General features: G+C 74.6%; 23 protein-coding genes, 1 pseudogene and 1 riboswitch. Of the genes and pseudogenes, 12 read left to right on the forward strand and 12 right to left on the reverse strand.

The window, feature by feature from the left end; genetic code table 11:
• Positions 1-105: 105 nt before the first annotated feature.
• Positions 106-1,502 (reverse strand): annotated as a pseudogene (locus BS73_RS28490) (sensor histidine kinase).
• 128 nt (positions 1,503-1,630) lie between these two features.
• Entirely contained in the window at positions 1,631-2,404 is a 774-nt protein-coding gene (locus BS73_RS28495) for a response regulator transcription factor (RefSeq protein WP_051940987.1), read from the reverse strand.
• A 365-nt stretch (positions 2,405-2,769) separates the two neighbouring features.
• Between BS73_RS28495 and BS73_RS28500 the strand changes: the two genes are divergently transcribed.
• Complete coding sequence (locus BS73_RS28500; protein ID WP_407675074.1) at positions 2,770-4,065, forward strand: ferredoxin reductase family protein; 1,296 nt, start codon at positions 2,770-2,772, stop codon at positions 4,063-4,065.
• Positions 4,066-4,098: 33 nt separating this feature from the next.
• Complete coding sequence (locus BS73_RS28505; protein WP_037577276.1) at positions 4,099-4,557, forward strand: FMN-binding protein; 459 nt, start codon at positions 4,099-4,101, stop codon at positions 4,555-4,557.
• Positions 4,558-4,694: 137 nt separating this feature from the next.
• Here BS73_RS28505 and BS73_RS28510 read toward each other — a convergent pair whose 3' ends face one another.
• A complete protein-coding gene (locus BS73_RS28510; protein ID WP_037577277.1) occupies positions 4,695-6,728 on the reverse strand; it encodes an anthranilate synthase family protein in 2,034 nt (677 codons plus the stop codon).
• Positions 6,729-7,003: 275 nt separating this feature from the next.
• Here BS73_RS28510 and BS73_RS28515 point away from each other — a divergent pair, with 275 nt between their 5' ends.
• Together BS73_RS28515 and BS73_RS28520 are read left to right on the forward strand one after the other, a co-directional pair.
• Positions 7,004-8,341, forward strand: coding sequence for a class II 3-deoxy-7-phosphoheptulonate synthase (locus BS73_RS28515; protein WP_037577279.1), 1,338 nt, complete (start codon positions 7,004-7,006; stop codon positions 8,339-8,341).
• Between the two features lie 114 nt (positions 8,342-8,455).
• Positions 8,456-8,698 carry a (2Fe-2S)-binding protein gene (locus BS73_RS28520; RefSeq protein ID WP_037577281.1) on the forward strand — a complete coding sequence of 81 codons (243 nt, stop codon included), beginning with the start codon at positions 8,456-8,458 and terminating at the stop codon, positions 8,696-8,698.
• A gap of 174 nt (positions 8,699-8,872) precedes the next feature.
• On the opposite strand, the gene bfr is transcribed toward BS73_RS28520, so the two are convergent.
• Positions 8,873-9,352 carry a bacterioferritin gene (gene bfr, locus BS73_RS28525; protein ID WP_037577282.1) on the reverse strand — a complete coding sequence of 160 codons (480 nt, stop codon included), beginning with the start codon at positions 9,350-9,352 and terminating at the stop codon, positions 8,873-8,875.
• 162 nt (positions 9,353-9,514) lie between these two features.
• On the opposite strand from bfr, the gene BS73_RS28530 reads away from it, so the two are divergent.
• A complete protein-coding gene (locus BS73_RS28530; protein WP_037577283.1) occupies positions 9,515-10,141 on the forward strand; it encodes a molybdopterin-dependent oxidoreductase in 627 nt (208 codons plus the stop codon).
• A 90-nt stretch (positions 10,142-10,231) separates the two neighbouring features.
• Here the strand turns inward: BS73_RS28530 and BS73_RS28535 are convergent, their stop codons facing one another.
• The 3 genes from BS73_RS28535 to BS73_RS28545 form a co-directional block, all read right to left on the reverse strand.
• Positions 10,232-11,116 (reverse strand): deoxyribonuclease IV, encoded by an 885-nt coding sequence (locus BS73_RS28535; protein ID WP_037577284.1) that lies wholly within the window; start codon positions 11,114-11,116, stop codon positions 10,232-10,234.
• Positions 11,117-11,127: 11 nt separating this feature from the next.
• The gene (gene pknB, locus BS73_RS28540; RefSeq protein ID WP_037577286.1) at positions 11,128-13,167 is read right to left on the reverse strand and encodes a Stk1 family PASTA domain-containing Ser/Thr kinase; all 2,040 of its coding nucleotides are present in this window, start codon (positions 13,165-13,167) and stop codon (positions 11,128-11,130) included.
• 97 nt (positions 13,168-13,264) lie between these two features.
• A complete protein-coding gene (locus BS73_RS28545) occupies positions 13,265-13,546 on the reverse strand; it encodes an HPr family phosphocarrier protein (protein ID WP_037577287.1) in 282 nt (93 codons plus the stop codon).
• 201 nt (positions 13,547-13,747) lie between these two features.
• On the opposite strand from BS73_RS28545, the gene BS73_RS28550 reads away from it, so the two are divergent.
• The 3 genes from BS73_RS28550 to BS73_RS28560 are packed head-to-tail and all read left to right on the forward strand — an operon-like array spanning position 13,748 to position 17,560.
• On the forward strand, positions 13,748-14,509 hold the full coding sequence (locus BS73_RS28550) for a DeoR/GlpR family DNA-binding transcription regulator (protein ID WP_037577289.1): 762 nt from the start codon (positions 13,748-13,750) through the stop codon (positions 14,507-14,509).
• A complete protein-coding gene (gene pfkB / locus BS73_RS28555) occupies positions 14,506-15,501 on the forward strand; it encodes a 1-phosphofructokinase (protein WP_037577290.1) in 996 nt (331 codons plus the stop codon). Before BS73_RS28550 ends, pfkB begins: the two co-directional genes overlap by 4 nt.
• A 43-nt stretch (positions 15,502-15,544) precedes the next feature.
• Positions 15,545-17,560: a PTS fructose transporter subunit IIABC gene (locus BS73_RS28560; protein ID WP_051940990.1), complete on the forward strand. Its 2,016-nt coding sequence runs from the start codon at positions 15,545-15,547 to the stop codon at positions 17,558-17,560.
• A 316-nt stretch (positions 17,561-17,876) separates the two neighbouring features.
• On the opposite strand, the gene BS73_RS28565 is transcribed toward BS73_RS28560, so the two are convergent.
• The 3 genes from BS73_RS28565 to thiO form a co-directional block, all read right to left on the reverse strand.
• Positions 17,877-18,671 (reverse strand): thiazole synthase, encoded by a 795-nt coding sequence (locus BS73_RS28565; protein ID WP_037577292.1) that lies wholly within the window; start codon positions 18,669-18,671, stop codon positions 17,877-17,879.
• A 14-nt stretch (positions 18,672-18,685) separates the two neighbouring features.
• The gene (gene thiS, locus BS73_RS28570) at positions 18,686-18,886 is read right to left on the reverse strand and encodes a sulfur carrier protein ThiS (protein ID WP_037577293.1); all 201 of its coding nucleotides are present in this window, start codon (positions 18,884-18,886) and stop codon (positions 18,686-18,688) included.
• Entirely contained in the window at positions 18,883-20,097 is a 1,215-nt protein-coding gene (thiO, locus tag BS73_RS28575; protein ID WP_037577295.1) for a glycine oxidase ThiO, read from the reverse strand. The genes thiS and thiO overlap by 4 nt, the downstream gene beginning before the upstream one ends.
• A riboswitch (TPP riboswitch) is annotated at positions 20,095-20,207 on the reverse strand. (Overlaps the previous gene by 3 nt.)
• A gap of 45 nt (positions 20,208-20,252) precedes the next feature.
• Between thiO and BS73_RS28580 the strand changes: the two genes are divergently transcribed.
• From BS73_RS28580 to thiE, 3 genes are read left to right on the forward strand one after another with little or no spacing between them, the layout of a single operon-like run.
• Entirely contained in the window at positions 20,253-21,524 is a 1,272-nt protein-coding gene (locus tag BS73_RS28580) for an NAD(P)/FAD-dependent oxidoreductase (RefSeq protein WP_037577297.1), read from the forward strand.
• A gap of 32 nt (positions 21,525-21,556) precedes the next feature.
• The gene (locus BS73_RS28585; protein ID WP_037577299.1) at positions 21,557-21,922 is read left to right on the forward strand and encodes an Rv2175c family DNA-binding protein; all 366 of its coding nucleotides are present in this window, start codon (positions 21,557-21,559) and stop codon (positions 21,920-21,922) included.
• Positions 21,923-21,980: 58 nt separating this feature from the next.
• Positions 21,981-22,637, forward strand: a complete 657-nt coding sequence (gene thiE / locus BS73_RS28590; protein ID WP_037577301.1) for a thiamine phosphate synthase — start codon at positions 21,981-21,983, stop codon at positions 22,635-22,637.
• 63 nt (positions 22,638-22,700) lie between these two features.
• Here thiE and BS73_RS28595 read toward each other — a convergent pair whose 3' ends face one another.
• Positions 22,701-23,303: an NUDIX hydrolase gene (locus BS73_RS28595; RefSeq protein WP_037577302.1), complete on the reverse strand. Its 603-nt coding sequence runs from the start codon at positions 23,301-23,303 to the stop codon at positions 22,701-22,703.
• Between the two features lie 20 nt (positions 23,304-23,323).
• Entirely contained in the window at positions 23,324-23,791 is a 468-nt protein-coding gene (locus BS73_RS28600; RefSeq protein ID WP_037577303.1) for an RrF2 family transcriptional regulator, read from the reverse strand.
• A 74-nt stretch (positions 23,792-23,865) separates the two neighbouring features.
• Here BS73_RS28600 and BS73_RS28605 point away from each other — a divergent pair, with 74 nt between their 5' ends.
• Complete coding sequence (locus tag BS73_RS28605) at positions 23,866-24,792, forward strand: sulfite exporter TauE/SafE family protein (RefSeq protein WP_051940993.1); 927 nt, start codon at positions 23,866-23,868, stop codon at positions 24,790-24,792.
• The last annotated feature ends 145 nt before the right edge of the window (positions 24,793-24,937 follow it).

The following is a 24,937-nucleotide window of genomic DNA, read 5'->3' on the forward strand; positions in this document are numbered from 1 at the left end:
CCGCACTCGGTAGCGACCCCTGGGTTGCGCCCCCCGGGTTGCGACCCAGCCGCCGCCGCCGACTGCGACTCCGTTCGCGGCGGGCCGCGGAATTCCCCGCGCCCCTCATTCGCTCCCCGAATCGGGGTCAGACCCACCGTCCTGCCGCGGCAGCCGCAGCGTGAAGGCGGTGCTGCCCGGGCGGGAGCTGAGGTCGAGGGAGCCCCCGTGCGCCTCCGCCACCGCGCGGGCGATCGCCAGCCCCAGCCCCGCGCCCCCGCCGCCCGCGCCCGCCCGCCGTCCACCCGGGTGAAGCGGTCGAAGATCGCCGGCTGCATCTCCTCCGGAATCCCCGGCCCCTCGTCCCGGACGACCAGCTCCACCGGGCCCCCGTCGACCGGCGCCGCCACCGACACGGTCACCCGCGTCCCGGCAGGGGTGTGCCGGGCGGCGTTCGCCAGCAGGTTGGCGACCAGCTGGTGGAGCCTCCCCTGGTCCCCGGTGACCACCACCGGCTCCTCCGGCAGCTCCAGCACCCACCGGTGCTCGCGTCCCGCCGCCCGCGCGTCCGCCGCCGCGTCGATCGCCAGCACGGTCAGGTCCACCGGCTCCCGCTCCAGCGGCCGCCCCGCGTCCAGCCGCGCCAGCAGCAGCAGGTCCTCGACGATCGCCCCCATCCGCTCGGACTCGGAGCGGATCCGCTCCAGCGCCCGCTCCACCACGGGGTCCCGCAGCTCCGCCCGCCGCTCGTCCAGCCGCGCGCCCGCCAGCTCCGCGTGACCCCGGATGGCCGCCAGCGGGGTCCGCAGCTCATGGCCGGCGTCGGCGGCGAACCGGCGCAGCCGCTCCTCCACCCGGTGCCGCCGGCCCAGCGCGTCCTCCACGTGCCCCAGCATCCGGTTGAACGAGGAGGAGAGCCGCCCCACCTCGCTCTCCGGATCGGCCTCGTCCTCCACCGCGGTCTGCGGCACCGTCACCTCCCCGCTGGCCAGCGGCAGCCGGGTGACCCGCTCGGCGGTGGCGGCGACCCGGCGCAGCGGCCGCAGCGCCGCCCGCACCCACAGCCCGCCGCCGACTCCGGCCGCGATCAGCATGCAGCCGAAGACCACCGCCTCGACCGCCACCAGCCGGTGGACGGTGTCCTCGACCGAGGCCAGCCGCAGCCCGGTGACCAGCTGGTCGCCGTCCCGCCCCGGCAGTTTCCGCATCCGGTACGGGCCGAGCGCGGAGATCCGCACGGTGCGGCAGTCGCCGTCCGCCGGCAGGGCGGCCAGCGCCGCGCGGTCGGCCGCGGTGAGCCGCACCCGGTCGTCGCCGTCCCGGCCGTGGCCGGAGGCCGAGTCGTCGAAGTCGTCGCCGTCCCCGTCCACCACCCCGGTCTGGGTGACCTGCCCGTCCAGCAGCCGGGCGCCGAAGGTGCCGTCGGCCTGGGCGCGGGTGTCGCCCGGTTCGACCGAGCCGTGCTCCAGGCTCTGCGCGTACCGGGTGCCGGTCTGCACCAGGGCCTCGTCCAGGCGCCCCATCAGAAAGCTGTTCAGCGCGGCCGTGGTGGCCACCCCCACCGCCGCCGAGGCGACCGCGAGGAGCACCAGCAGGCCCACGATCAGCCGCCCGCGCAGCGTCCGCGGTCGCAGCCGCGGCCTGGGCGGCCTCACCGCAGCGCGGGCCGCAGCACATAACCCACCCCGCGGACGGTGTGGATCATGGGCGTCCGGCCGGCGTCGACCTTCTTCCGCAGATAGCTGATGTACAGCTCGACCACATGCGCCTGGCCGCCGAAGTCGTAGGACCACACGTGGTCGAGGATCTGGGCCTTGCTCAGCACCCGCCGCGGATTGCTCATCAGGTACCGCAGCAGCTTGTACTCGGTCGGGCTGAGCTGGATCAGCTCGCCGTCGCGGAGGACCTCGCGGGCGTCCTCGTCCATCTCCAGGTCGCCCACCACCAGCCGCGGGGAGGGCGGCGGCCCGCCCGCTCCGTCGGCGGCGGCCGCCGCCATCCCGGCGCGCCGGAGCAGCCCGCGCAGCCGGGCGACCACCTCGCCGAGGCTGAACGGCTTGGTGACGTAGTCGTCGCCGCCGGCCGTGAGCCCGGCGATCCGGTCCTCGACGGCGTCCCGCGCGGTGAGGAAGAGCACGCAGACCCCCGGGGCCAGCTCCCGCAGCCGGCGCAGCACGGTCATCCCGTCGGTGTCCGGCAGCATGATGTCCAGGACGACCGCGTCCGGCTGGAGCTCCCGCGCGGCGGCGACCGCGGATCTGCCGTCCGCGGCGGCGCGCACCTCCCAGCCCTCGTAGCGGAGGACGTCGCCGAGCACCTCGGTGAGCGCGGGTTCGTCGTCGACGACGAGCACGCGTACCGGGGTGCCGTCCGGGCGCAGCAGTCGGGGGGCGGCCTCGGGGGCCGCGGGCTGGCTCTGTCGCATAGTGGGCTCATCCTCGGACGCCAGGGTGAGGGCAGGCCAGGGTCAGTTCTGAAGCCCCTGAGAACTGGATGAGTTTTCCCGTCCGCCCTGAGGCTTTTCCTGGGTTCTGTCCTGTTTCGGGGCCCCGGGGAGGCCGCACTGACAGAGACCTGAGAGGATCCGCTGTCAGAGTTGGCGCCCGATCGAGGCGGGTCGAACGTCCGGGTGCGGACGGCCGGATCCGCCCCGGCAACGGTCGCCGAGCAAGAGGAGAAGACCGAGATGAGCACCACCGCCGGAGCACACCGGGCCACCGGTCCGGACGGCCGTGGCGCGGCCCGGGGCCGGCCGGCGCCGCCCCCGGCGCCCCGCTGCGGCTCTCGCCCGTGGCGGCGCGGACCGCGATCGCGCTCGGCGCCCTCGGCGTCCTGCTGATGTGGTGGTCCGACACCAGCGCCGTGGTCTCCACCGGCGCCTGGGTCACCGACGCCGGCCGGCTGCTCGGACTCCTCGGCGGGTACGGGATGGCGGTGCTGCTCCTGCTGATGGCCCGGATCCCGGCGGTGGACCGCGGCGTCGGGACGGACCGGCTGGCCCGCTGGCACTCCTTCGGGGGCCGCTACGCCATCGGCCTGGTCGTCGGCCACATCGTCCTGATCACCTGGGGCTATGCGATAACCGCCCACAAGGGCCTGCTGAACGAGGGCGTGGAGCTGGTCTTCCACTACCCTGACCTGCTGATCGGCACCATCGGCGTGCTGCTGGTCTTCCTGGTGGGCCTGGTCTCCGCGGGCGCGGTCCGCCGCCGGGTCCGCTACGAGACCTGGTACTACCTCCACTTCCTCACCTACCTGGCGATCTACCTGACGTTCTGGCACCAGCTCGCCAACGGCGCCCAGTTCGTCCTGGACGGCAAGTTCCGGGCCGCCTGGTATCTGCTGTACGGCGGCAGCGGCGCGCTGCTGGTCTGGTTCCGCTGGCTGGTGCCGTGCCGGCGGGCCCTCCGGCACCGCCTCCAGGTCGCCGAGGTCCGCCGGGAGGCCCCCGGCGTCGTCTCCATCCTGCTGACCGGCCGCCACCTCTCCGAGCTGGCCCGGATCACCGAGCCCGGCCAGTTCTTCCGCTGGCGCTTCCTCGCCCCCGGCCTGGTCTGGGCGGCCAACCCGTACTCGCTCTCCGCGCCCGCGGACTCGCGCTTCCTGCGGATCACCGTGAAGAAGCTCGGCGGCCACAGCGCGGCGCTGGCCCGGCTGAAGCCGGGCACCCGGGTCTTCGCCGAGGGCCCGTACGGCGGCCTGACGGCGGCCCGCCGGAGGCAGTCCAAGGTGCTCCTCATCGCGGGCGGGGTGGGCATCACGCCGCTCCGGGCGCTCTTCGAGACCCTGCCGGCCCGGCCCGGCGACCTCACCCTCCTCTACCGGGCGAGCCGCGCCCGCGACCTCGTCTTCCGCGAGGAGCTGGAGGCCATCGCCCGCGACCGCGGCGCCCGGGTGCACTACCTCCTCGGCAGCCGCGACAAGGACCCGCTGGACGCGCGCGCCCTGATGGCGGCCGTTCCGGACATCCGCGAGCACGACGTCTACCTGTGCGGTCCCCCCGGGATGACGGAGCGCGCCCACGAGGCGCTGACCACGGCCGGCGTGCCGAAGCGCAGCATCCACCACGAGTCCTTCGCCTTCTGAGCACCTTCTGAGCCGTCCCAGCTGGAGAACCCCATGAGCGTCCGCCGGACCGTCCTCGCCGGTGGCGGCACCGCCGCCGTAGTCGCCCTCCTCCTCGCGGCCAAGCCGCACCACATCGCCGCCCCGACCGCCGCGGCGCAGCCGCCCGCGGCCACCGCGGGGGCCACCCCCGGGGCCGGCTCGTCCTCGTCCTCCTCGTCGTCGTCCTCGACGTCTCCCCGGGTGGTGGACGGCGACATCGAGCAGACGCCCTTCGGGCCGTTCCAGGTCGCCGTCCACCTCACCGGCAAGAAGATCACCGCGGTGGACGTCCTCCAGGAGCCCACCGACCGCCCCCGCGACCAGGAGATCAACTCCTACGCCGTCCCCGTCCTCAACCAGGAGGCCCTCTCCGCCCAGGGCGCGAAGATAGACGCCGTCTCGGGCGCGACCTACACCAGCGAGGGCTACATCACCTCCCTCCAGAGCGCCCTGGACCGCGCAGGCCTCTAGCCCCGAACGCGGCGACGAGGTCGCAGTTGAGGGGCGCGGGGAACCGCGCGGCCAGCGCACTACGGCGCCGCACTCGGCAACGGCCCCCGGGTCGCAACCCGTACTCCGTTGCCGGCTGCGGCAGCCTGCCTCGGGGGTCAGCCCCCGACGCGCGGCGCCCCCGCCCCCGCGCGGGCATGCGCCAGCGCCGCGGCGACGATCTCCACGCCCTGGGTGGTCAGGACCGACTCCGGGTGGAACTGGAGGGTCGCGAAGCCAGGGCCGCGCAGTCCGTGGACCTCGCCGGTCTCCGGATCGCGCGCGACCTCGACGCCCTGCCCGCGCAGCCGCTCCGCCGCCGCCTCGTCGCAGACCGCGGCGAAGGTGTTGTAGAAGCCGACCGTCCGCCGCTCGCCGAACAGGTCGACGGTCTCCTGGGCACCCTGGAACGGCACCGCCTTGCGCCGCACCGGCAGCCCCAGCTCGGCGCAGACCAGCTGGTGGCTGAGGCAGACCGCGAGGACGTCCGTCCGCCCCGCCGCCCGCAGCCGGCCGACGATCCGCCGCATCACCCGCATCCGCGGGTCCTCGGCGTCCGCCGGGTCGCCCGGGCCCGGGCCGAGCACCAGCGTCCCCTGATGCTCCGTCACCTTCCGCTCCAGCTCCGGGTCGGAGCAGGGGAGGACGGTGACCCGGTTGCCGAGCGAGCGCAGCAGGTGGGCCAGCATGGTGGTGAAGGTGTCCTCGCAGTCGACCACCAGCGCGTGCGGGGCGTCGGCCGGCAGCCGCGACTCCGGGCGGAGCTCCGTCTGCATCCGCAGCCAGAACGGCGCCAGGTCGGCCCGGCGGGCGTCCAGGGCGGACTGCACGCGGTGGTCGTCCGCGAGCCGGGGCCGGCCGTCCGCGGCGGGGGCGGTGCCGCCCGCCGCCGCGCCGCCCGCCGCCGCGCCGTCCCTCGTGCCGTCCGTCGTGGTCGTCGCGCCGAGCGCCCGCAGCACCCCCGCGGCCTTCGCGTGGGTCTCGGCCACCTCGGAGCGCGGGTCGGACTTGCGCACCAGGGTCGCGCCGACCCCCACCCGGAGCCGGCCGGAGGCCGCGTCGATGTCCGCGGTGCGGATCAGGATGGGGGAGTCGAGGGTCTGCTCGCCCCCGGCCGTGCGGCCGATCAGCGCCAGTGCGCCCGCGTAGTAGCCGCGGCCGTCCGGCTCGTGCCGGTTGATCACCCGGGTCGCGTTCTGCAGCGGGCTGCCGGTGACGGTGGCCGCGAACATCGTCTGCCGCAGCACCTCCCGGACGTCCAGCGAGGTGCGGCCGCGCAGCTCGTACTCGGTGTGGGCGAGGCGGGACATCTCCTTGAGCCGCGGCCCCAGCACCTGGCCGCCCAGGTCGCCGACCGCGCACATCATCTTCAGCTCCTCGTCCACCACCATGGACAGCTCCTCGCGTTCCTTGGGGTCGGAGAGGAAGGCGAGGAGGGAGCCGAGGTCCGGCCCGGCGGCCGGGTAGCGGTAGGTCCCCGAGATCGGGTTCATCACCACGGTCCCAGCGGTCTGCCGGACGTGCACCTCCGGGCTGGCCCCGACCAGCACCCGGTCGCCGGTGTGGACGAGGAAGGTCCAGTAGGCGCCCCGCTCCTGCCGGAGCAGCCGGCCGAAGAGCAGCAGCGCGAGCTCGGCGGAGTGCTCGGCGAACTCCGGCAGGACGCCGGTGAAGTCCCGTCGGATCACGAAGTTGGCGCCCTCGCCGCGCCCGATCTCCTCGGACAGCACCCGCTCCACGATCGCCGCATAGGCGTCGTCGTCGGTCCTGAAGCCGGCCCCGCGCAGCTCCACCGGGCGCTCCGGGGCCACCTCGGCCAGCGCCCCCAGCGCCTCGCCCACCGGCAGCGCGTACGACTCCTCGACCCGCAGCGCGCGCAGCGGGGTGCCGTCGTGGCGGGCCGGGAAGCCGCGCTCGCGGATCTGCCGGTAGGGGACGAGGGCGAGGAGGTCGTGCTCGGGCCGCCCGCTGCCGCCCTCCTCCGAGACCGGCAGCTCGGCGAGGGTCTGGTAGGTCCCGACCGGGCCGAGCAGCACCTCGACGGTCTCCGGCGCGAGCCGCGGGGTGCGGCGGTGCAGCAGAGCGAAGGGGCCGGCCTCGCCGGAGGCGAGTCGGCGGAGGAGTGAGCCGGCGTCGGACGCGGATGCGGGCATGTCGGGGGGTCCTCTCGAAGTCCTGGGACTGGGGGATCGGGGAGGACGCCCGGTGAAACCGCGACGGCCGCCCCGTGGGGCGGCCGTGGTGTCGTCGTTAGGAACGCACGAGGAGTGGGCCGCCTCGGGAAGCGGGCCACCACCAGGAGAAGGTGCGGAGTGCGTTCACGGCCCCGACTCTAGCGGATCGGGGGCCCGTGCCGCGGTGTGTGCTTCGAATCTCACCCTTCGGGCGCGGCCGAGATCGCCGGTCGCCCTGCCTTAACCTTGTCCCCGTGACCGTGAACGACGTATTCCCCTGGCGAACCCTTCCGGCGGTGCAGCAGCCCGAGTACCCGGACCAGGACGCACTGCACGGCGTCCTGACCGAACTCGCGTCGTATCCGCCGCTGGTCTTCGCCGGCGAGTGCGATCAACTGCGGGACCGGCTGGCGGCCGTGGCGCGCGGCGAGGCCTTCGTCCTCCAGGGCGGCGACTGCGCGGAGGCCTTCGACGGCGTCTCCGCCGAGCACATCCGCAACAAGCTCAAGACCCTGCTGCAGATGGCGGTCGTCCTCACCTACGCGGCCAAGGTGCCGGTGGTGAAGATCGGCCGGATCGCCGGCCAGTACTCCAAGCCGCGCTCCAAGAACGTGGAGACCCGGGACGGCGTGACGCTCCCGGTCTACCGCGGCGACTCGGTGAACGGCTTCGAGTTCACCGAGGAGTCCCGGGTCCCGGACCCGGAGCGGCTGAAGCGGATGTACCACGCCTCCGCCTCCACGCTGAACCTGGTCCGCGCGTTCACCACCGGCGGCTACGCCGACCTGCGGCAGGTGCACGCCTGGAACCAGGACTTCGTCCGCAACTCCCCGGCCGGGCAGCGCTACGAGCGGCTGGCCAAGGAGATCGACAACGCCCTGGCCTTCATGAACGCCTGCGGGGTCGACCCGGAGGAGTTCCGCACCGTCGAGTTCTACTCCTCGCACGAGGCGCTGCTGCTGGACTACGAGACGGCGCTGACCCGCACCGACTCGCGGACCGGCAAGCTCTACGACGTCTCGGGGCACATGGTCTGGATCGGCGAGCGCACCCGCCAACTCGACCACGCCCACGTGGAGTTCGCCCGGAACATCCGCAACCCGATCGGCGTCAAGCTCGGCCCGACGACCTCCGCGGACGACGCGCTGACCCTGATCGACAAGCTGGACCCGGAGCGCGAGCCGGGCCGCCTGACCTTCATCACCCGCATGGGGGCCGGCCGGATCCGGGACGTCCTCCCGGGCCTGGTGGAGAAGGTCACCGCGACCGGGGCGCAGGTCGCCTGGATCTGCGACCCGATGCACGGCAACACGTTCGAGGCGACCAGCGGGCACAAGACCCGCCGCTTCGACGACGTCCTCGACGAGGTCAAGGGCTTCTTCGAGGTCCACCGGGCGCTGGGCACCCACCCGGGCGGCGTCCACATGGAGCTGACCGGCGACGACGTCACCGAGTGCATCGGCGGCGGCGACGAGGTCTTCGTCGACGACCTCCACCAGCGCTACGAGACCGCCTGCGACCCGCGCCTCAACCGCAGCCAGTCCCTGGACCTGGCGTTCCTGGTCGCGGAGATGTACCGCAGCCAGAGCTGACCGGTTGTGACGAAGGACTCCCCGGCGGACGGCCGGGGAGTCCTTTCGCGCTCCCGCGACGGTGGGTAAGGTAAGCCTTAGCTCACCTGCCACCGTCCTCGGGAGATCCGCACGATGTACGTCTGCATGTGCCACGCGGTGACCGAGGAGCGCGTCAGGGAGGAGATCGGCGCCGGGGCCTGCAGCCCCCGCCAGATCGCCAAGGGCTGCGGCGCCGGCACCGACTGCGGCTCCTGCGTCCAGCGGATCCAGGTCCTCCTCGGCGCCGAGGGCGCCCGCCCCTGCCCCACGGCGAGGCTCGCCACCCGCCTGGGCCTGGCCCCCACCCCACCGGACCCGGACGCCGAAGCAGCCTGAGGCGCGCCCAGCCCCCGCGTCCCGGGCGCAGCGCCGTAGGCGCAAGCAAGGGGCGCGGGGAACTGCGCGGCCGGCCGACCATGGCGCCGCACCCGGCGACGGCGGCCGGGTAGCGACCCGATCTCCGTTGCCGACGGCGGCAGGCTGCAGCGCTCGCCGCGCTGCGTCCGGGGCTCAGCTGTCCGGTTGCTCGATCTGCTGCGCGAGGTACAGCGGCTCGCCCAGCTTCTCGATGAGCTCCAGCTGCGTGTCGAGGTAGTCGATGTGGTGCTCCTCGTCCTCCAGGATCGACTCGAAGATGTTCGCCGAGGTGACGTCGCCCTTGGCGCGCATCACGGAGATCCCCCGGCGCAGCCGGTCGATCGCCTCGACCTCCACCTGCCGGTCGGCCTGGAACATCTCGGTCACCGTCTGCCCGACCCGCAGATGGAACAGCCGCTGGTAGTTCGGCAACCCCTCCAGGAAGATGATCCGGTCGGTCAGCACCTCGGCGTGCTTCATCTCGTCGATCGACTCGCGCCTGGTGACGGCGGCGAGCTTCAGCCAGCCGTAGTTCTCCTGCAGCTTGGCGTGGAGGAAGTACTGGTTGATCGCCGTCAGTTCGCCCGTGAGCTGCTCGTTGAGGAACTCGATGATCTCGGGGTCGCCCTGCATCGCCGGCCTGCCTTCGAAAGTCGCGGGGTCGTAACGAACGCGGGCATCGTTCCACTCAGGCGTCCCGACTTCCAGTAAGTTCACACTCACCACGGTTTGTCCGTTTGCCCCCAGGCCGACCGCAGGTTCGGAGCACAGGCCGGTCTCTGACACCATGGAGTCATGGGGCAGGAAGAGAACAAGCAGGCCAGCGGCGTGGACGGGCTTCCCCCTGGGCAGCACCCGCAGCGCGGGTGGCCGGTTCTCCACTACGGCCCGGTGCCGCGTTTCCGCCCCGAGGCGTGGGACTTCCAGGTCTTCGGCGCCACCGCTTCGGGTGAGAAGTACAGCTGGGACCACGCCGGGTTCTCCGCGCTGCCGCGGGTGACCGTCCACGGCGACTTCCACTGCGTCACCCGCTTCACGATGGTCGGCAACGAGTGGGCCGGGGTGACCCCCGCCACGATCCTCGGACTCGCCCCGCCGGCGCCCTCCGTCACCCATGTGATGGTCTGGGCCGAGTACGGCTACAGCGCCAACCTGCGGATGGCCGACTTCACCGCCCCGGACACGGTCCTCGCCACCCACCGCAACGGCGAGCAGCTCACCGTCGAGCACGGCTTCCCGCTGCGCCTGGTGGTCCCCCGGCTGTACGCCTGGAAGGGCCCCAAATGGGTGCGCGCCATCGAGTACATGACGGCGGACCGCCGGGGTTTCTGGGAGGAGCGCGGCTACCACAACCTGGCCGACCCCTGGACCGAGCAGCGCTACACCTACCAGGAGTCCCCGGGCGACGGCCCGGAGCACTGACCCCCGGCGGGCCTCAGGGGGACCCGGCCCCGAGCGGCTGTCGGGCACCCGGCCCCGAATGGCTGTCGGGCACCACGCCCCGACGCCGGCTCAGCCCTGCCGGGCGCGCAGCTTCGCCAGCGTGGCGACGTCCTCCGCGTGGCCGAAGCCCTCCGGGGAGGAGCGGTCCGGGGTCTCCAGGATCAGCGGGACGCCCTCCGTGCTCGGGTGGCGGAACAGCTCCGCGAACGGCTCGGCGCCGATCTCGCCGGCCCCGATGTTGGCGTGCCGGTCTAGGTGGGAGCCGCAGCCGGCCTTGGAGTCGTTGGCGTGGACCAGCCGGAGCCGGTTCGGGCCGGCGACGGAGGCGAGCTGGTCGAGCGCGGCCGCCGTGCCGCCCTCCGCCGCCAGGTCGTGCCCGGCCGCGAAGGCGTGGCAGGTGTCCAGGCAGATGCCGACCCGCGGGTGGTGGTCGAGGGCGTCCAGGTACTCGGCGAGGTCCTCGATCCGGGAGCAGAGCGAGCTGCCCTGCCCGGCGGTCGGTTCCAGCAGCAGCTCGGGCGGGTCGCCGCCGAACTCGTCCAGCGCGTCGGCCAGCGGCAGCATCGCCTCCCGCACCTGCCGCAGGGCCTCCGCCCGGGTCCGCCCCGAGGTCGCCGAACCGGTGTGGACGACCACGCCGAGCGCCCCTATCGCCGTGCCGCGCACCAGCGAGTGCCGCAGCGACTCGACCGAGCGCTCCAGCGTACGGGCGTCCCCGGAGCCGAAGTTGATGAGGTACGGCGCGTGGATGTACGCCGGGACGCCGCGTGCGGCGCAGGCCTCGCGGAACTCCGCGTCCTTCCGCGGATCGCCGGCCGGGGTGGCCCAGCCGCGCGGGTTGGCGACGAAGACCTGGACCGCCTCGGCGCCGACCTTCTCGGCGTAGGCGAGGCCGGTCCCGACCAGACCGCGGCCGGCGACCGGGACATGGGCGCCGATGGGGTTCCTGTGCATGGAGGGGCCGATCAGTAGGTCAGCAGGGTGATCTTGGTGTTGTGCGGCTGCTGGGTGCCGCCGCCCGGGCTCTCCGAGTGCACGGCCGGGTTGCCCGCCAGCGGGTTGAGGTTGACCACCGACACCTGGAAGCCGGCCGCCTGGAGGGCCGCCGTCGCCTGGTCCGCGGTCTGCCCGGTGACGTCCGGCACCGGGAACAGCTGCGGGCCCTTGGAGAGGGTGAGGGTGACCGTCGAGCCCTGTGGGGCGGTCCCGCCGGCCGGGCTCTCCTGGGCGACCTGCCCGGCCTGGACGGTGTCCGAGTACACCTGCTCAGGGGAGACCTGGACGGTGAAGCCGGCCGCCGAGAGCTGCTGCTGCGCCTGGTCCACCGGGAGCCCGGTGACCTGCGGCAGCGGCACCGGCTGCGGGCCCTGGCTGAGGGTCAGCGCGACCGGGGTGCCCGGCTTGAGGCTCTGCCCGGCGGCCGGCTGGGTGGAGACCACGGAACCCTTCGGCACGGTCGCCGAGTACTGCTGGGTGGTGGTGCCGACGGCGAGCTTGGCGGCGGTGATGGCCTGCCGGGCGGCGGCCAGCGTCCGGCCGGTGACGTCCGGCATGACATGCCGCTCGGGGCCCTGGGAGACCAGCAGGGTGACCGTGCCGTCCTTGCTGATCCGGCTGCCCGGGCCGGGGTCGGTGGAGATCACGTCGCCGCGGGTGACCGTCTCGCTGTAGGCGCGGGTGACCCGGGTGGAGAGGCCGTCCTGGTGCAGCTTCTGCTCGGCGGCGGAGGCGGAGAGGCTGAGGACGCCGGGCATGGTGGTGTACAGCGCGCCGTTCAGGGTCCAGGTCAGCCCGCCGACCAGGACCGCGACCAGCGCTCCCGCGGCGGTCCAGAGCGCGGCCCGGCGCGGCCGCCGGCGGCGCGGCGCCGGGCGCGCCGGGACCGGCTGCCGGGTGGTCGGCTCGCTCTCGCCGAACTGGCCGCGTCGGGGCATCACCAGGTCGGCGGGGAGGTCGGCGAGGACGCTTGTGGGTTCGGTCCCGCTGCGCGCGGCGGCGGCGAGGACGCTTGTGGGCTCGGTCCCGCTGCGCGCGGCGGGGCCGGCGGGCCGCTCGGTCCGCTGCCGCCGCTTCCTGCGGCCGCCCAGCATGGCGGTCGGCTCGTCCCGGCGGACCGGGCGGCTGGACTCCGGCGGCTCGGCGTCCAGCTGGTCCGGCGTCAGCCCGGCGCGGCAGCGCCGCAACAGGACCAGCAGCTCGGCGGCGTCGGCGGGCCGCCGGCCCGGCTCGCGGGCGGCGGCCGCGGCGGTGAGGGCGTCCAGCTGCGGGGCCAGCCCGGGGACGGCCGCGGACGGCGGCGGCGCGTCCTCCTCCAGCTTGCGGTAGATCACCTGCACGGGGGTGCCGCCCGGGTAGGGCTTTCCGCCGGTCAGCATCTCGTAGAGGAGCACGCCCGCGGCGTAGACGTCGGTGCGCGGATCCGCCTCACCCTGCTGGATCTGCTCCGGCGCCAGATACGAGACGGTGCCCAGGACCTGGCCGGTCGAGGTGCTCCCGGCCTCCCCGGTCACCGCCCTGACCAGCCCGAAGTCCGCGACCTTGACCAGGCCGCCGTGGGTCAGCAGCACGTTCTCCGGCTTGACGTCCCGGTGGACGAGCCCCGCCCGGTGGGCGGCGCCGAGCGCGGCCAGCACGGGCTCCAGGATGTCCAGCGCGGTACGGGGGTTGAGGGCGCCCCGGTCGTTGAGGAGGTCGCGCAGGGTGCAGCCGGGCACGTACTCCATGGCAAGGAAGACGGCCTGGCCGTCGGCGCCCTGGTCGAAGACGTTGACCACGTTGGGGTGGGCGAGCCGGGCGACGGCCTTGGCCTCGCGGATGAAGCGGTCGGTGAACTCGGGGTCGGCGGCCAGCGCGGGGTGCATGACCTTGAGCGCGACCGTCCGGTCCAGCCGGGTGTCCACCCCGCGGTAGACGGTGGCCATGCCGCCGACGGCGAGCCGCTCGTCGACCCGGTAGCGGCCGTCGAGCTCCCGGCCGATCAACGGGTCCTGCAGGGTGGTGTCCACGCAGGGGATTTTACGGGCCATCCCTCGCGACTCGGACCGCTCCGGTTCAGGTCGCACCCAGGTCGTGACAGAAGCGCCGCCGGGCGCCCGGCCTGTCTCAGTCCTGCTCGGCGGAGATCAGCGCGGCGAGCTCGTCCAGCACGGCGGCCGCGCCGGCCTCGCCGTCGGTGCTCAGCAGCAGCTCGTCGCCGTGCTTGGCGGCCAGGCCCAGCACGGAGAGGAGCGAGCGGGCGTCCACCGGATCCTGGCCGGGCCGTCCGACCGTGACCCGGACCGGCTGCCGGGCGGCGGCCTGCACGAACTGGGCCGCAGGCCGGGCGTGGAGGCCGCCGCGCGCGCCGACGGTGGCGGTGAGGGAGAGCCGATTCGGCTGAGACATCGTCAGAACCTTCCGAATGCGTCTGTCTGCGCCCGTTGGGGGCCGATGGGGCTTGGTTCTACGTCCGAATCGCCGAAGCTGTCAACACATTCGGGCATCCAAGGGGTTTGCATTCGGCCCTCCACGGCCTACGCTCTCGGTCAGCGCCCGCGACCGGGCAGAAACAGACAGCGATCCCGCGGCAAACAGAAGCGAACCCACATGTACCCACCCGAGCGCCAGCAGCGCATCGTCCTCCTCGCCCAGGAGCGCGGCCGGGTCGACGTCCCCTCCCTCGCCGAGGAGTTCGACGTCACCCAGGAGACCATCCGGCGCGACCTCTCCGCGCTCGACCGGGCGGGGCTGATCCGCAGGGTGCACGGCGGCGCGCTCCCGGTCGGCGGCCTCCACATCGAGCCGGGCCTCGCCGAACGCGACTCCACCGCCGCCGACGAGAAGGAGCGGATCGCCAAGGCCGCGCTCGCCCTCCTCCCCGAGGCCGGCAGCGTCCTGCTGGACGCCGGCACCACGATCAGCCGGCTGGCCGCGCTGCTCCCGCAGGACAGCGCGCTCACCGTGGTCACCAACGCCCTGCCGGTCGCCGCCCGGCTGGCCGACCACGCCGAGCTCACCCTCCACCTGGTCGGCGGCCGGCTCCGGCACCGCACCCATGCCGCGGTCGACGCCTGGGCGCTGCGCGACCTCGCCGACGTCCACGCCGACCTCGCGGTGATCGCCACCAACGGCTTCAGCGCCGGACACGGCCTCTCCACCCCCGACCTGGCGGAGGCCGCGGTCAAGCGGGCGATGGTGGCCGGGGCGGACCGGGTGCTGCTGGTCGCCGACTCGGGCAAGTACGGCCACCGGCACTTCGCCCGCTTCGCCTCGCTGGCCGAGATCCACACCGTGGTCACCGACTCCGGCCTCTCCGACGAGGACGCGGCGGCCGTCGCGGCGGCCGGGCCGGAGGTGATCCGGGCATGAGCGGGAGCGCCGGGCGGATCGTCACCGTCACCCCCAACCCCAGCCTGGACCGCACCTACGAGCTGCCCGCCCCGGCCCCGCTGGTCCGCGGCGGGGTCAACCGGGCCGCCGGCGACCGGCTCGACCCCGGGGGCAAGGGCGTCAACGTCTCCCGGGCGCTGACCGCCGCCGGGCACGCCACCCGCGCCGTACTGCCGCTCGGCGGCCCGGGCGGCCGGCTGCTCGGCGAACTGCTCGCCGAGCAGGGCATCGAGGTCCGCGCCGTCCCCGTACGCGGCGGCACCAGGATCAACGTCGGCGTCGCCGAGCCCGGCGGCCCGCTGACGAAGATCAACGCTCCGGGGCCCGAGCTCACCCCGGCCGAGTCGGCGGCGCTCCTCGCCGAGGTGCGCGACTCGGCGCGGGCCGGCACCGGCTGGCTGGCCTGCTGCGGCTCGCTGCCGCGCGGCCTCCCCGACGACTGGTACGCGCGGGCGGTCGCCGCCGTGCACGGGGCCGGCGCCCGAATCGCCCTGGACACCTCGGGCCCGGCGCTGGCCGCCGCCCTGGCGGCCGGACCCGACGTGCTGAAACCCAACCTGGACGAGCTGGCCGAGGCGGTCGGCGGCGAGCTCCGGACCCTCGGCGACGCCGTCGACGCCGCCAAGGAGCTGCGCAAGCGCGGCGCCGTCGCGGTGCTGGCCAGCCTCGGGGCCCGGGGGATGCTGCTGGTCGCCGAGGACGGCTGCTGGTACGGCACCGCGCCGGTCGACCCGGCGGAGGTCCGCAGCGACGTGGGCGCCGGAGACGCCTCGCTGGCCGGTTTCCTGGGCGCCGGCGGCGCCGGCGGTGCGGCGGGCGGCGCTGCGGGGCCTGCGGCGCTGGCGGCGGCGCTCGCGCACGGCGCGGCGGCGGTGCGGCTGCCCGGCAGCGCCATGCCGCGCCCCTCCGACCTCCGCCCGCAGGACGTCACCGTCACCCCCGACCTCTCCCCGGACCTGCGCCTCCGCTGATCCCGCCCCTGATCCGACCCCACCCGCGAAGGACCACTCGACGATGAGCGATCTGGGAACCACCGACAGAACCGCGGACGCCTCCGCGGGCGCCACCCTCACCACCCCGGCACTGGTCGACCTCTACCTCGCCCCCGGCGACACCCCGGACGCCCTGCGGGCGCTGGCCCAGCGGCTCGCCGCGGCGGGCCGGGTCACCGACCTGGAGGGCTTCCTCGCCGACATAGCCGCGCGCCAGGAGCAGGCGCCCACCGGCATGGGCGACGGGATAGGCGTCCCGCACTGCCGTTCCGCCCACGTCACCCAGCCCTCGCTGGCCTTCGGCCGCAGTGTCGGCGGCCTGGACTTCGACGCTCCGGACGGCCGTCCGGCGGACCTGGTCTTCATGATCGCCGCCCCGGCCGGCGCCGACGACGCCCACCTGGAGATCCTGGCCGCGCTGGCCCGCCGCCTGGTCCGGGAGGACTTCACCCGCGCCCTGCGTGCCGCCACCGACCCGACGGCCGTGGCGGCCCTCCTCAACTCGACCGGAGGGGCGGCAGTCGAGCCGGCCGCCGAGCCGACCGCCGCAGCGGCGGCGCCGGCCCCCGCGGCGGCGCCGGCGGCGCAGTCGGCCCCCGCGGCCACCCTCCGCCTGGTCGCGGTGACCTCCTGCCCCACCGGGATCGCCCACACCTACATGGCCGCCGAACGGCTGGAGCAGGCCGCCGCCCGGGCCGGGGTGGAGATCGCCGTGGAGACCCAGGGCTCGGCGGGGTCCACCCCGCTCGACCCGGCGGTGATCGCCGCCGCGGACGCCGTCGTCCTCGCCCACGACGTGGAGATCCGCGACCGGGCGCGGTTCGCCGGCAAGCCGGTGGTGGACGTCGGGGTCAAGGCGGCGGTCAACCGCCCGGACGAACTGATCGCCCGGGCAAGGGAGTCGGCGGGGTCCGCGCCGGCGGCCGGCGACCGCCCCGCGCCGGAGCCGCGCCCGGTCGAGGCGCCCCCGCACTGGGCGACCCGGCTGCGCCAGTACCTGATGTCCGGGGTCAGCTACATGATCCCGTTCGTCGCCGCCGGCGGGCTGCTGATCGCGCTCGGCTTCGCCGTCGGCGGGTACCAGATCAAGTCCGCGCCCTCGGTGGTGGGCCACTTCGACTGGACGGCGAGCAGCAGTTGGGCCGCCCTCCTCTTCCAGGCCGGATCGGCGGCCTTCGGCTTCCTGGTGCCGATCCTGGCCGGCTTCATCGCGTACGCCATCGCCGACCGGGCGGCGCTGGCCGCCGGCATCGTCGGCGGCGCGGTGTCGGTGACGGTTGGGGCGGGCTTCCTCGGCGGCATCGTGGCCGGTCTGCTGGCCGGGGTGCTGGTGCGGTGGATGGTCCGCTGGAAGGTGCCCAAGGGCGTCGCCGGGATCATGCCGGTGGTGGTGATCCCGCTGATCTCGGTGGCGGTGATCGGGTTCCTGATGTTCGTGGTCCTCGGCCAGCCGATCGCCACCGCGATGAGCGGCCTCACCCACTGGCTGAACGGGATGTCCGGCGGCAACGCCGTCATCCTGGGCGTGGTGCTGGGCGCGATGATGGCCTTCGACATGGGCGGCCCGCTCAACAAGGTGGCCTACACCTTCGCGGCGGGCGCGCTGACGACCGCGGGCAGCGACCCGGGCGCGGGCAGCCTGAAGGTGATGGCGGCGGTGATGGCCGCCGGGATGACGCCGCCGCTGGGGCTGGCGCTGGCGACCGTGGTGCGGCGGCGGCTGTTCTCCGCGGAGGAGCGGGAGAACGGGAAGGCCGCGTGGGTGCTGGGCGCCTCCTTCATCACCGAGGGCGCGATCCCGTTCGCCGCGGCGGATCCGCTGCGGGTGATCCCGTCGGGGATGCTGGGCTCCATGGTCGTCGGCGGCCTCTCGATGTGGTTCGGCGCGACGCTGCGTGCTCCGCACGGGGGGATCTGGGTGCTGCCCCTGATCGGCCGCCCGCTGCTGTATGTCCTCGCGATCGCCGCCGGTACGGCGGTGACGGCCGCCGCGGTCATCACCCTCAAGTCCCTCCGCGGCACCCCCGGAGCCCGGTGAGCCCCAAGGGCTCGTCGAGGGCGCGGGGAACTGCGCGCCGGCAGTGGCCACTGGGCTGCAACCCGTACTCCGTTGCCGGCTGCGGACCGTAGCCGCTTCGCCGCGCAGTTCCCCGCGCCCCTTATGTCGCTGCGCGACTTCGCGGGGCCGGGTGAGCCCGAAGGGCTCGTCGGGGGCGCGGGGAACTGCGCGCCGGCAGTGGCCACTGGGCTGCAACCCGTACTCCGTTGTCGGCTGCGGATCGTAGTCGCCTCGGCGCGCAGTTCCCCGCGCCCCTTAAGTCGCTGCGCGACTTCGCGGGGCCGGGGGCAGAGAACTAGAACGCCGGTGCCTCGGGGTCGAAGCTCGCGCGTCCTGCCATCGGGCTGGACGCCTCCGCGTGGTAGCGCTTCGGCACGCGGCCGGCGAGACGCGCCAACCGCCCCGCCTCCACCGCCCGCCGCATCGCCTCGGCCATCAGCACCGGGTCCTGCGCCCGGGTCACCGCGGTGGCCAGCATCACCGCATCGCACCCCAGTTCCATCGCCAGCGCGGCGTCGGACGCCGTGCCGGCCCCGGCGTCCAGGATCACCGGCACCCCCGCCTGCTCCACGATCAGCTGGAAGTTGTGCGGGTTGCGGATCCCCATCCCCGACCCGATCGGCGACCCCAGCGGCATCACCGCCGCGCAGCCGACCTCCTCCAGCCGGCGGGCCAGCACCGGGTCGTCGTTGGTGTAGGGCAGCACCGTGAAGCCGTCGTCGACCAGCGTCTCCGCCGCGTCCAGCAGCTCGACGGCGTCCGGCAGCAGCGTCCGCTCGTCGGCGACGACCTCCAGCTTGATCCAGTCGGTGCCGAGCGCCTCCCGCGCGAGCCGCGCGGTCAGCACCGCCTCGCCGGCGGTGAAGCAGCCGGCGGTGTTGGGCAGCGGATCGATCGCGTTCCGCTGGAGCACCTCGAAGACGGAGCCCCGCGCCGACGGGTCGATCCGCCGCATGGCGACCGTGGTCAGCTCGGTGCCGGAGGCGATCAGCGCCCGCTCCAGTACCTCAAGGCTCGGCGCCCCGCCGGTGCCCATGATCAGTCGGGAGCCGAAGCTCCGTCCCGCAAGGGTGAAGACATCGTCAGCCATGGCAATCGTTCTCCTCAGCCGCCCTGAACCGCCGTCAGGACCTCGACCCGGTCCCCGTCCTGGAGTGTCGCCGTCGCCCACGAGCCGCGCGGGACCACGGACTCGTTGAGCGCGGCGGCGACCCCGCGCGGGGCCCGGCTGAGTTCGGCGACCACCTGGTCCAGGGTGGTGCCGGCGGTGAACTCCCGCCGCTCGCCGTTGACGGACACGATCATGACGCGCGCACCTCCGCGGATTCCGGGCGCCGGAAACGAGTGGGGGAGAAGGGGGCGGCGAGCTCCGGCACCCGTCCGGTCGCCAGCAGTTCGGCGACCAGCTCGCCGGTGACCGCGGTGAGGAGGACGCCGTTGCGCCCGTGCCCGGTGGCGGCGACCAGGCCTGGCACCCCGGTCGGCCCGATCATCGGGGCGTTGTCGGGCGAGCCCGGCCGCAGCCCGGCGCCGGTCTCGGCGAGCGGAAGCTCGGTGATGCCGGGCACCAGCTCGTGGGCGTCGCGCAGCAGTTCGTACACCCCGCCGGCGGTGACGGTGGTGTCCCAGCCGCGCTCCTCGGTGGTCGCGCCGATCACCAGCTCGCCGTTCTCCCGGGGCACGAGGTAGATGTGCACCCCGCGGACGACCGCCCGGACGTTCCGCCCGAGGAACCCGGCGAACGGGCCGTCCATCCGCAGCCGCAGCACCTGGCCCTTCACCGGGCGGACCGGCAGCCCGTCGTAGAGCTCGCCGGAGCGCGAACCGGCGGCCAGCACGGTCTGCCCGGCGCGCAGCAGCCGCCCGTCGCCGGTGCGCGCGCCGACCACCTGGCGCTCGCCGCCGGCATCCGCGCCGTCCGCGCCGTCCGTGCCATCCGTGCCGTCCGCGTACGTCAGTTCCGCCGCCCGGGCTCGGTCGATCACCACCCCCGACCGTTCGCAGGCCGCGGTCAGCGCCGCGCCCAGCCGGCGGCCGTCCACCTGGTGGTCGTCCCGGGCGAGCAGCCCGCCGCGGACCCCCGGCGCCAGCATGGGTTCGAGCCGGCGGCATTCGCGGCCGGTCAGCCACTCCGCGTCCAGGCCCAGCCGCCGCTGGAACGCGTGGACCTCGCGCAGCTCGGCGCGGTCGTCCGCGTCCAGCGCGACGGCGAGGGTGCCGCACCGGCGGTAGCCCAGGTCCATCCCGCCGGAGGCCTCGGCCAGCTCGGCGGCGAACTCCGCGTACCGGGCGTTGGATTCGAGTCCCAGCCTGAGCAGCGGCTCCTCGCCGTACTGCAGCTCGGTGACCGGGGCCAGCATCCCCGCGGCCACCTGGTTGGCGCCGCGCCCCGGATCGGGGTCCAGCACGGTCACCGAGAGGCCGCGCCGGCGCGCCCGCCAGGCCGAGGCCAGGCCGATGATCCCGCCGCCGACGACGAGGACGTCGACGGCCGCGTCAGCGTCGCTTCCAGCCATGGGTTCCCAGAACCTCCCTTCGCCGGCATGACCCGGATCAGGTTCGGACGGTCGGAGGCCGCGAACGCCTCCCTCTCAGCCCGGCGCGCCGGGCTCCCGCGATACCCTCCCCACCGTACAGGTGATCGCTTCGCAAGGGTGGGGGTGGACCGGGGATGCCGGAAGCGCCGGGAACGGAGCGGGCGTCGGCCGCTGAACAGCGGGTCGTCGTGGTCGGCGCCGGGCTGGCCGGCCTGCAGATCGCGCTGGGCCTGCGGGAGAACGGCCACCGCGGACCGATCACCCTGGTCGGCGAGGAGCTCCACCCGCCGTACGACCGCCCGCCGCTCTCCAAGGATCTGCTGCTGGGCACCACCGAGCATTCGGCCTTCGAGTTCGACGCGGTCGGCCGGGAGATCGAACTCCGGCTCGGCACAAGGGCGTCCGGCCTCGACCCGGTCGCCCGTGAGCTCCGGGTGACCGGCGGCGACGGCGAGGAGAGCATCCTCCGCTACGACAGCGTGGTGCTGGCCACCGGCGCCGCCCCGGTCCTGCTGCCCGGCACCGCCCCGGGCTCCGGGGTGCACCTGCTGCGCACCCACGACGACGCCCTCGCGCTGCGCTCGGCGCTCCGCCCCGGGGCCCGGGTGGTGATCGTCGGGGCGGGCTGGATCGGCGCCGAGGTGGCCACCGCCGCCCGCAAGTCGGACTGCGAGGTGGTCGTCCTGGAGGCGGCCGACCGCCCGCTGGCCGGCGCCCTGCCCGCCGAGTACGGGGAGCGCACCCGCCCCTGGTACGCCGAGGCCGGCGTCGAGCTGCGCACCGGCTGCCGGGTGGCGGAGCTCTCCGCCGACCGGGTCCGGCTGGCGGACGGCGAGGAGCTGCCGGCGGACGCCGTGGTCCTCGGCGTCGGCGCCCGCCCGGCCACCGACTGGCTGGCCGGCAGCGGCGTCGCCCTCCACGACAACGGCGCCGTGCTGGCCGACGACCGGCTGCGGGCCTCCGTCCCCGGCGTCGAGGACGCCGGGGTGTGGGCGGTCGGCGACTGCGTCTCCTTCCCCTCCACCCGCTACGGCGCCCGGCTCACCGTCCACCACTGGGACAACGCCCTGAACGGCCCGCGCACCGTGGTCACCAACATGCTGGGCGCCGACGACGCGTACGACCCGGTGCCGTACTTCTGGTCGGACCAGTTCGGCCGGATGATCCAGTACCTCGGCCACCACCCGGCCGGCGACCTGGTCGTCGAGCGCGGCGAGCCGGACGGGCCGGAGGGCTGGTCGGTGCTCTGGCTGCGGGAGAGCGACGGGGTGCCGATGGCGTTGCTCGCCGTCAACCGGCCGCGGGACGTCGCCCAGGGCCGGCGGCTGCTCGCCCTGGGCTCCCCGATCGACCCGGTGGCGGCCTCGGACTCGGCGGTTCCGCTGAAGTCCGCGGTGCGGCGCTGACCCAGGCGCATCGGGATCGTAGGCTGTCCCCTGTGAGTGAGATTGATCCCAAGATCGACGCCCTGGTCCCCTCCTGGATGTACCTGCCGGACATCTCCGAGAAGTGGGGGGTGGAAGTCACCCGGGTCCGGCAGATGGTCAAGGAGGGCGATCTGCTCGCCGTCCGACGGGGTGAGAACAACAGCCTCCAGGTGCCCGCCGCCTTCATCGGGGACGAAAAGCCGGTGAAGGGCCTGGTCGGCACGCTCACCGTGCTGAAGGACGCGGGCTTCACCAAGGAGGAGGCCATCGAGTGGCTCTTCACCCCCGACGACACCCTGCCCGGGACGCCCATCGACGCGCTGCGCGAGAACCGCGGCACGGAGGTCAAGCGGCGCGCCCAGGCGATGGCCGTCTGAGCGTCCGAAGATCCGAGCCGAAGGTCTGAGCCCAAGGTCTGAGGGGACGTCAACAACTGTGGAAACCCGTGAGGAGCGTGCGTCGGCGCTCGCCGACGCACGGCTCTACCTGTGCACGGACGCCCGCCGCGCGCAGGGCGACCTGCCCGACTTCCTGGACGCGGTGTTGTCCTCCGGAGTCGACATCATCCAACTGCGCGACAAGGGTCTCGAGGCCAGGGAGGAGCTGGCGCATCTGCGGCTGTTCTCCGAGGCCTGCCGCCGGCACGGCAAGCTGCTCGCCGTCAACGACCGCGCCGACGTGGCGTGGGCGGCCCGGCCGGACGTCCTCCATCTGGGCCAGGACGACCTGCCGGTCCCGGCGGCCCGCGGCATCCTCGGCGACGGGGTGCTGATCGGCCGCTCCTGCCACGCGGAGGAGGAGGTGGACGCCGCCGCGGCGGAGCCGGGCGTCGACTACTTCTGCACCGGGCCGGTCTGGCCCACCCCGACCAAGCCGGGGCGCCCGGCGCCGGGGCTCGGCCTGGTCTCCTACGCCGCCAAGCTCGGCACCGACCGCCCGTGGTTCGCCATCGGCGGTATCGACGCCGAGAACATCGAACAGGTCCTGGACGCGGGCGCCCGCCGGGTGGTGGTGGTCCGGGCGATCACCGCGGCCGATGACCCCGCGGCGGCCACGGCCCGCCTGGCCGCGCTGGTACGCGAACGCGACTGAGCGCCGCCGCTCGGTTCCCGCGCCCCGGATCCGCCGCCCCCGCGGGGCGCGGATCCGGGCGCCTCAGCGGCGGGTGAACGCCGGTTGCGCGAGGCCCGCGACGCGCGTCGGGCGGCCCAGCAGCGCGACCTCGCGGAACTGGTAGAGCAGCGCGCCCGTCGGCGCGTGGATGGTCATGTCCTCGGCCAGCGGCATCTGCAGCAGCCGCGTCCCGTCCGGCAGCCGCGCCCACCGCGGCACGCCGTCCGCCAGCAGTGCCGAAAGCGGCACCAGGTGCAGCGACTTGACCTCGTGGTTCGGCCGCAGCTCCGGCGCCCGCTCCGGAACCAGCACCACCACCGGGGTGATCACGAAACCCGAGTCGGTGGCGAAGTCGTCCAGCAGGCCGGCCACGCAGGACCCCGGGCAGACCAGCCCGACCTCCTCGGCCAGCTCGCGCAGCGCGGCCTCGACCGCCGTCTCCCCGGCCTCGACCCGCCCGCCGGGCAGCGCCCACTGCCCCGGGTTGCGCCCCCGGTCGGCCCGGCGCATCAGCAGGACCTCGGGCTCCGGCTCGCATGGGATGACGCACAGGCAGACCGCCGCCGAGCGCCCGCCGGGAGGGACCGCCAGGGCGCGGCGCGGAAAGCCCGCCAGGTTGCCGCGGATGTCGGTCTCCGTGCTCACGGGCTCTGCCTCGCTCGGGGTCAGTGCGACTGCCAGGCTTCCTCGCGTGCGGTGCGCACGGTGACCTCCTCGGGGAGGGCCCGGTCGGCGAGCTGGCCGATGGAGACCTGCTCCAGCACCTCGCGGAGGGAGTCCCGGGCGGCGATCCAGACGTGCTGGAGCACCTCGGCGTGCTCGTTGTAGGTGACCGCCTCCGGGCGCAGTCCGTGCACCGAGACGAGCGGACCGTCGACGGCGCGGGCCACGTCCGCGACCGACACCTCGTCCGCCCGGCGGGCCAGCCGCCAGCCCCCGGCGGGGCCCCGCTGGGAGGTCACGATGCCGGCCTTGCGCAGGTCGGCGAGGATCGCCTGGAGGAAGCCGTGCGGGATCCCCTGCGCACGCCCGAGCTCCTCGGCGCTGACGGCGGAGCCCGCGCTCCCGCCCTCGCGCGAGGCCATCTCGATGAGCGCGCGCAGCGCGTAATCGGACTTCGCTGTGACTCGCACCCGAAGATTCTCGCAGACCGGCGTAGGCCATAAAGTTGACTAAATTTATAGACTTACTGGCTATAGTCCGGCCCATGGACTTCTCGTGGCCGCTCGTCCTCGCCGGAGCGCTCACCGGAGCCGCGGTCGGACTGACCGGGATGGGCGGCGGCGCCCTGATGACGCCGCTGCTGGTGATGATCTTCGGAGTGGATCCGACGGCGGCGGTCGGCAGCGACCTGCTGGCCTCGGTCGCGATGAAGCCGGTCGGCGCCGCGGTCCACCACCGCGCCGGGACGGTGCGCTGGGACTTCGTCCGCTGGCTGCTGCCGACCGCCGTGCCGGCGGGGTTCGCCGGCGCCTTCGCGATGCATCTCCTCGGCCGGGGCGACGAGCTGACGAGCCGTCTGAAGTACGTGATCGGCGGCGCGCTGCTGCTGGCGGTACTCGGGCTGGCGGCGCGGGCACTGCTGGACCGCCGCCGCGCCGCGCTCCCCGCGGCCGCTCAGGACACCGGGACGCAGCGGGTACGGCCGGTGCCCACCCTGCTGATCGGCCTGGTCGGCGGGCTGATCGTGGGACTCACCTCGGTCGGCGCCGGGACGCTGATCATCGTGCTGCTGATGCTGACCCATCCCCGGCTCCAGGCGCGCGAGCTGGTGGGCACCGACCTGGTGCAGGCGGTCCCGCTGGTGGCCGCGGCGGCGGCCGGGCACCTGGTCGCGGGCGACACCAGCCTGTCGCTGGCCGGGGTGCTGCTGCTGGGGGCGATCCCCGGCATCTACCTCGGGGCCCGGGTCTCCGCCAAGGCCCCGAACCGGCTGCTCCGCGGGGTCCTGGCGATCCTCCTGGTCGGCTCGGGCCTCGCCCTGTGGAACGTCCCCACCAGCGTGATCGTCGCCGCGTCGGCGGGGCTGGCCGTGCTGGGCGTGGCCACCGCCCTCGTGCGGGGCGGCCGCCGCCGTGCCGATCCGGTTCCTGTTCCCACCGAGGGGGCAGAGGCGGCGAGCGCGGCGCCGTAGGCGCAGGTAAGGGGCGCGGGGAGCTGCGCGCCCAACCGTCTACGGTGCCTCGGCCGGCAACGGACATCTGGTGGCAATCCGGACCCCGGACCCCGTACCCCGTACCCCGTACCCCGTACCGGCGCGCCGGACTGCGCCGCGCCCG

Source organism: Phaeacidiphilus oryzae TH49 (genome assembly GCF_000744815.1).
Taxonomy (GTDB): domain Bacteria; phylum Actinomycetota; class Actinomycetes; order Streptomycetales; family Streptomycetaceae; genus Phaeacidiphilus; species Phaeacidiphilus oryzae.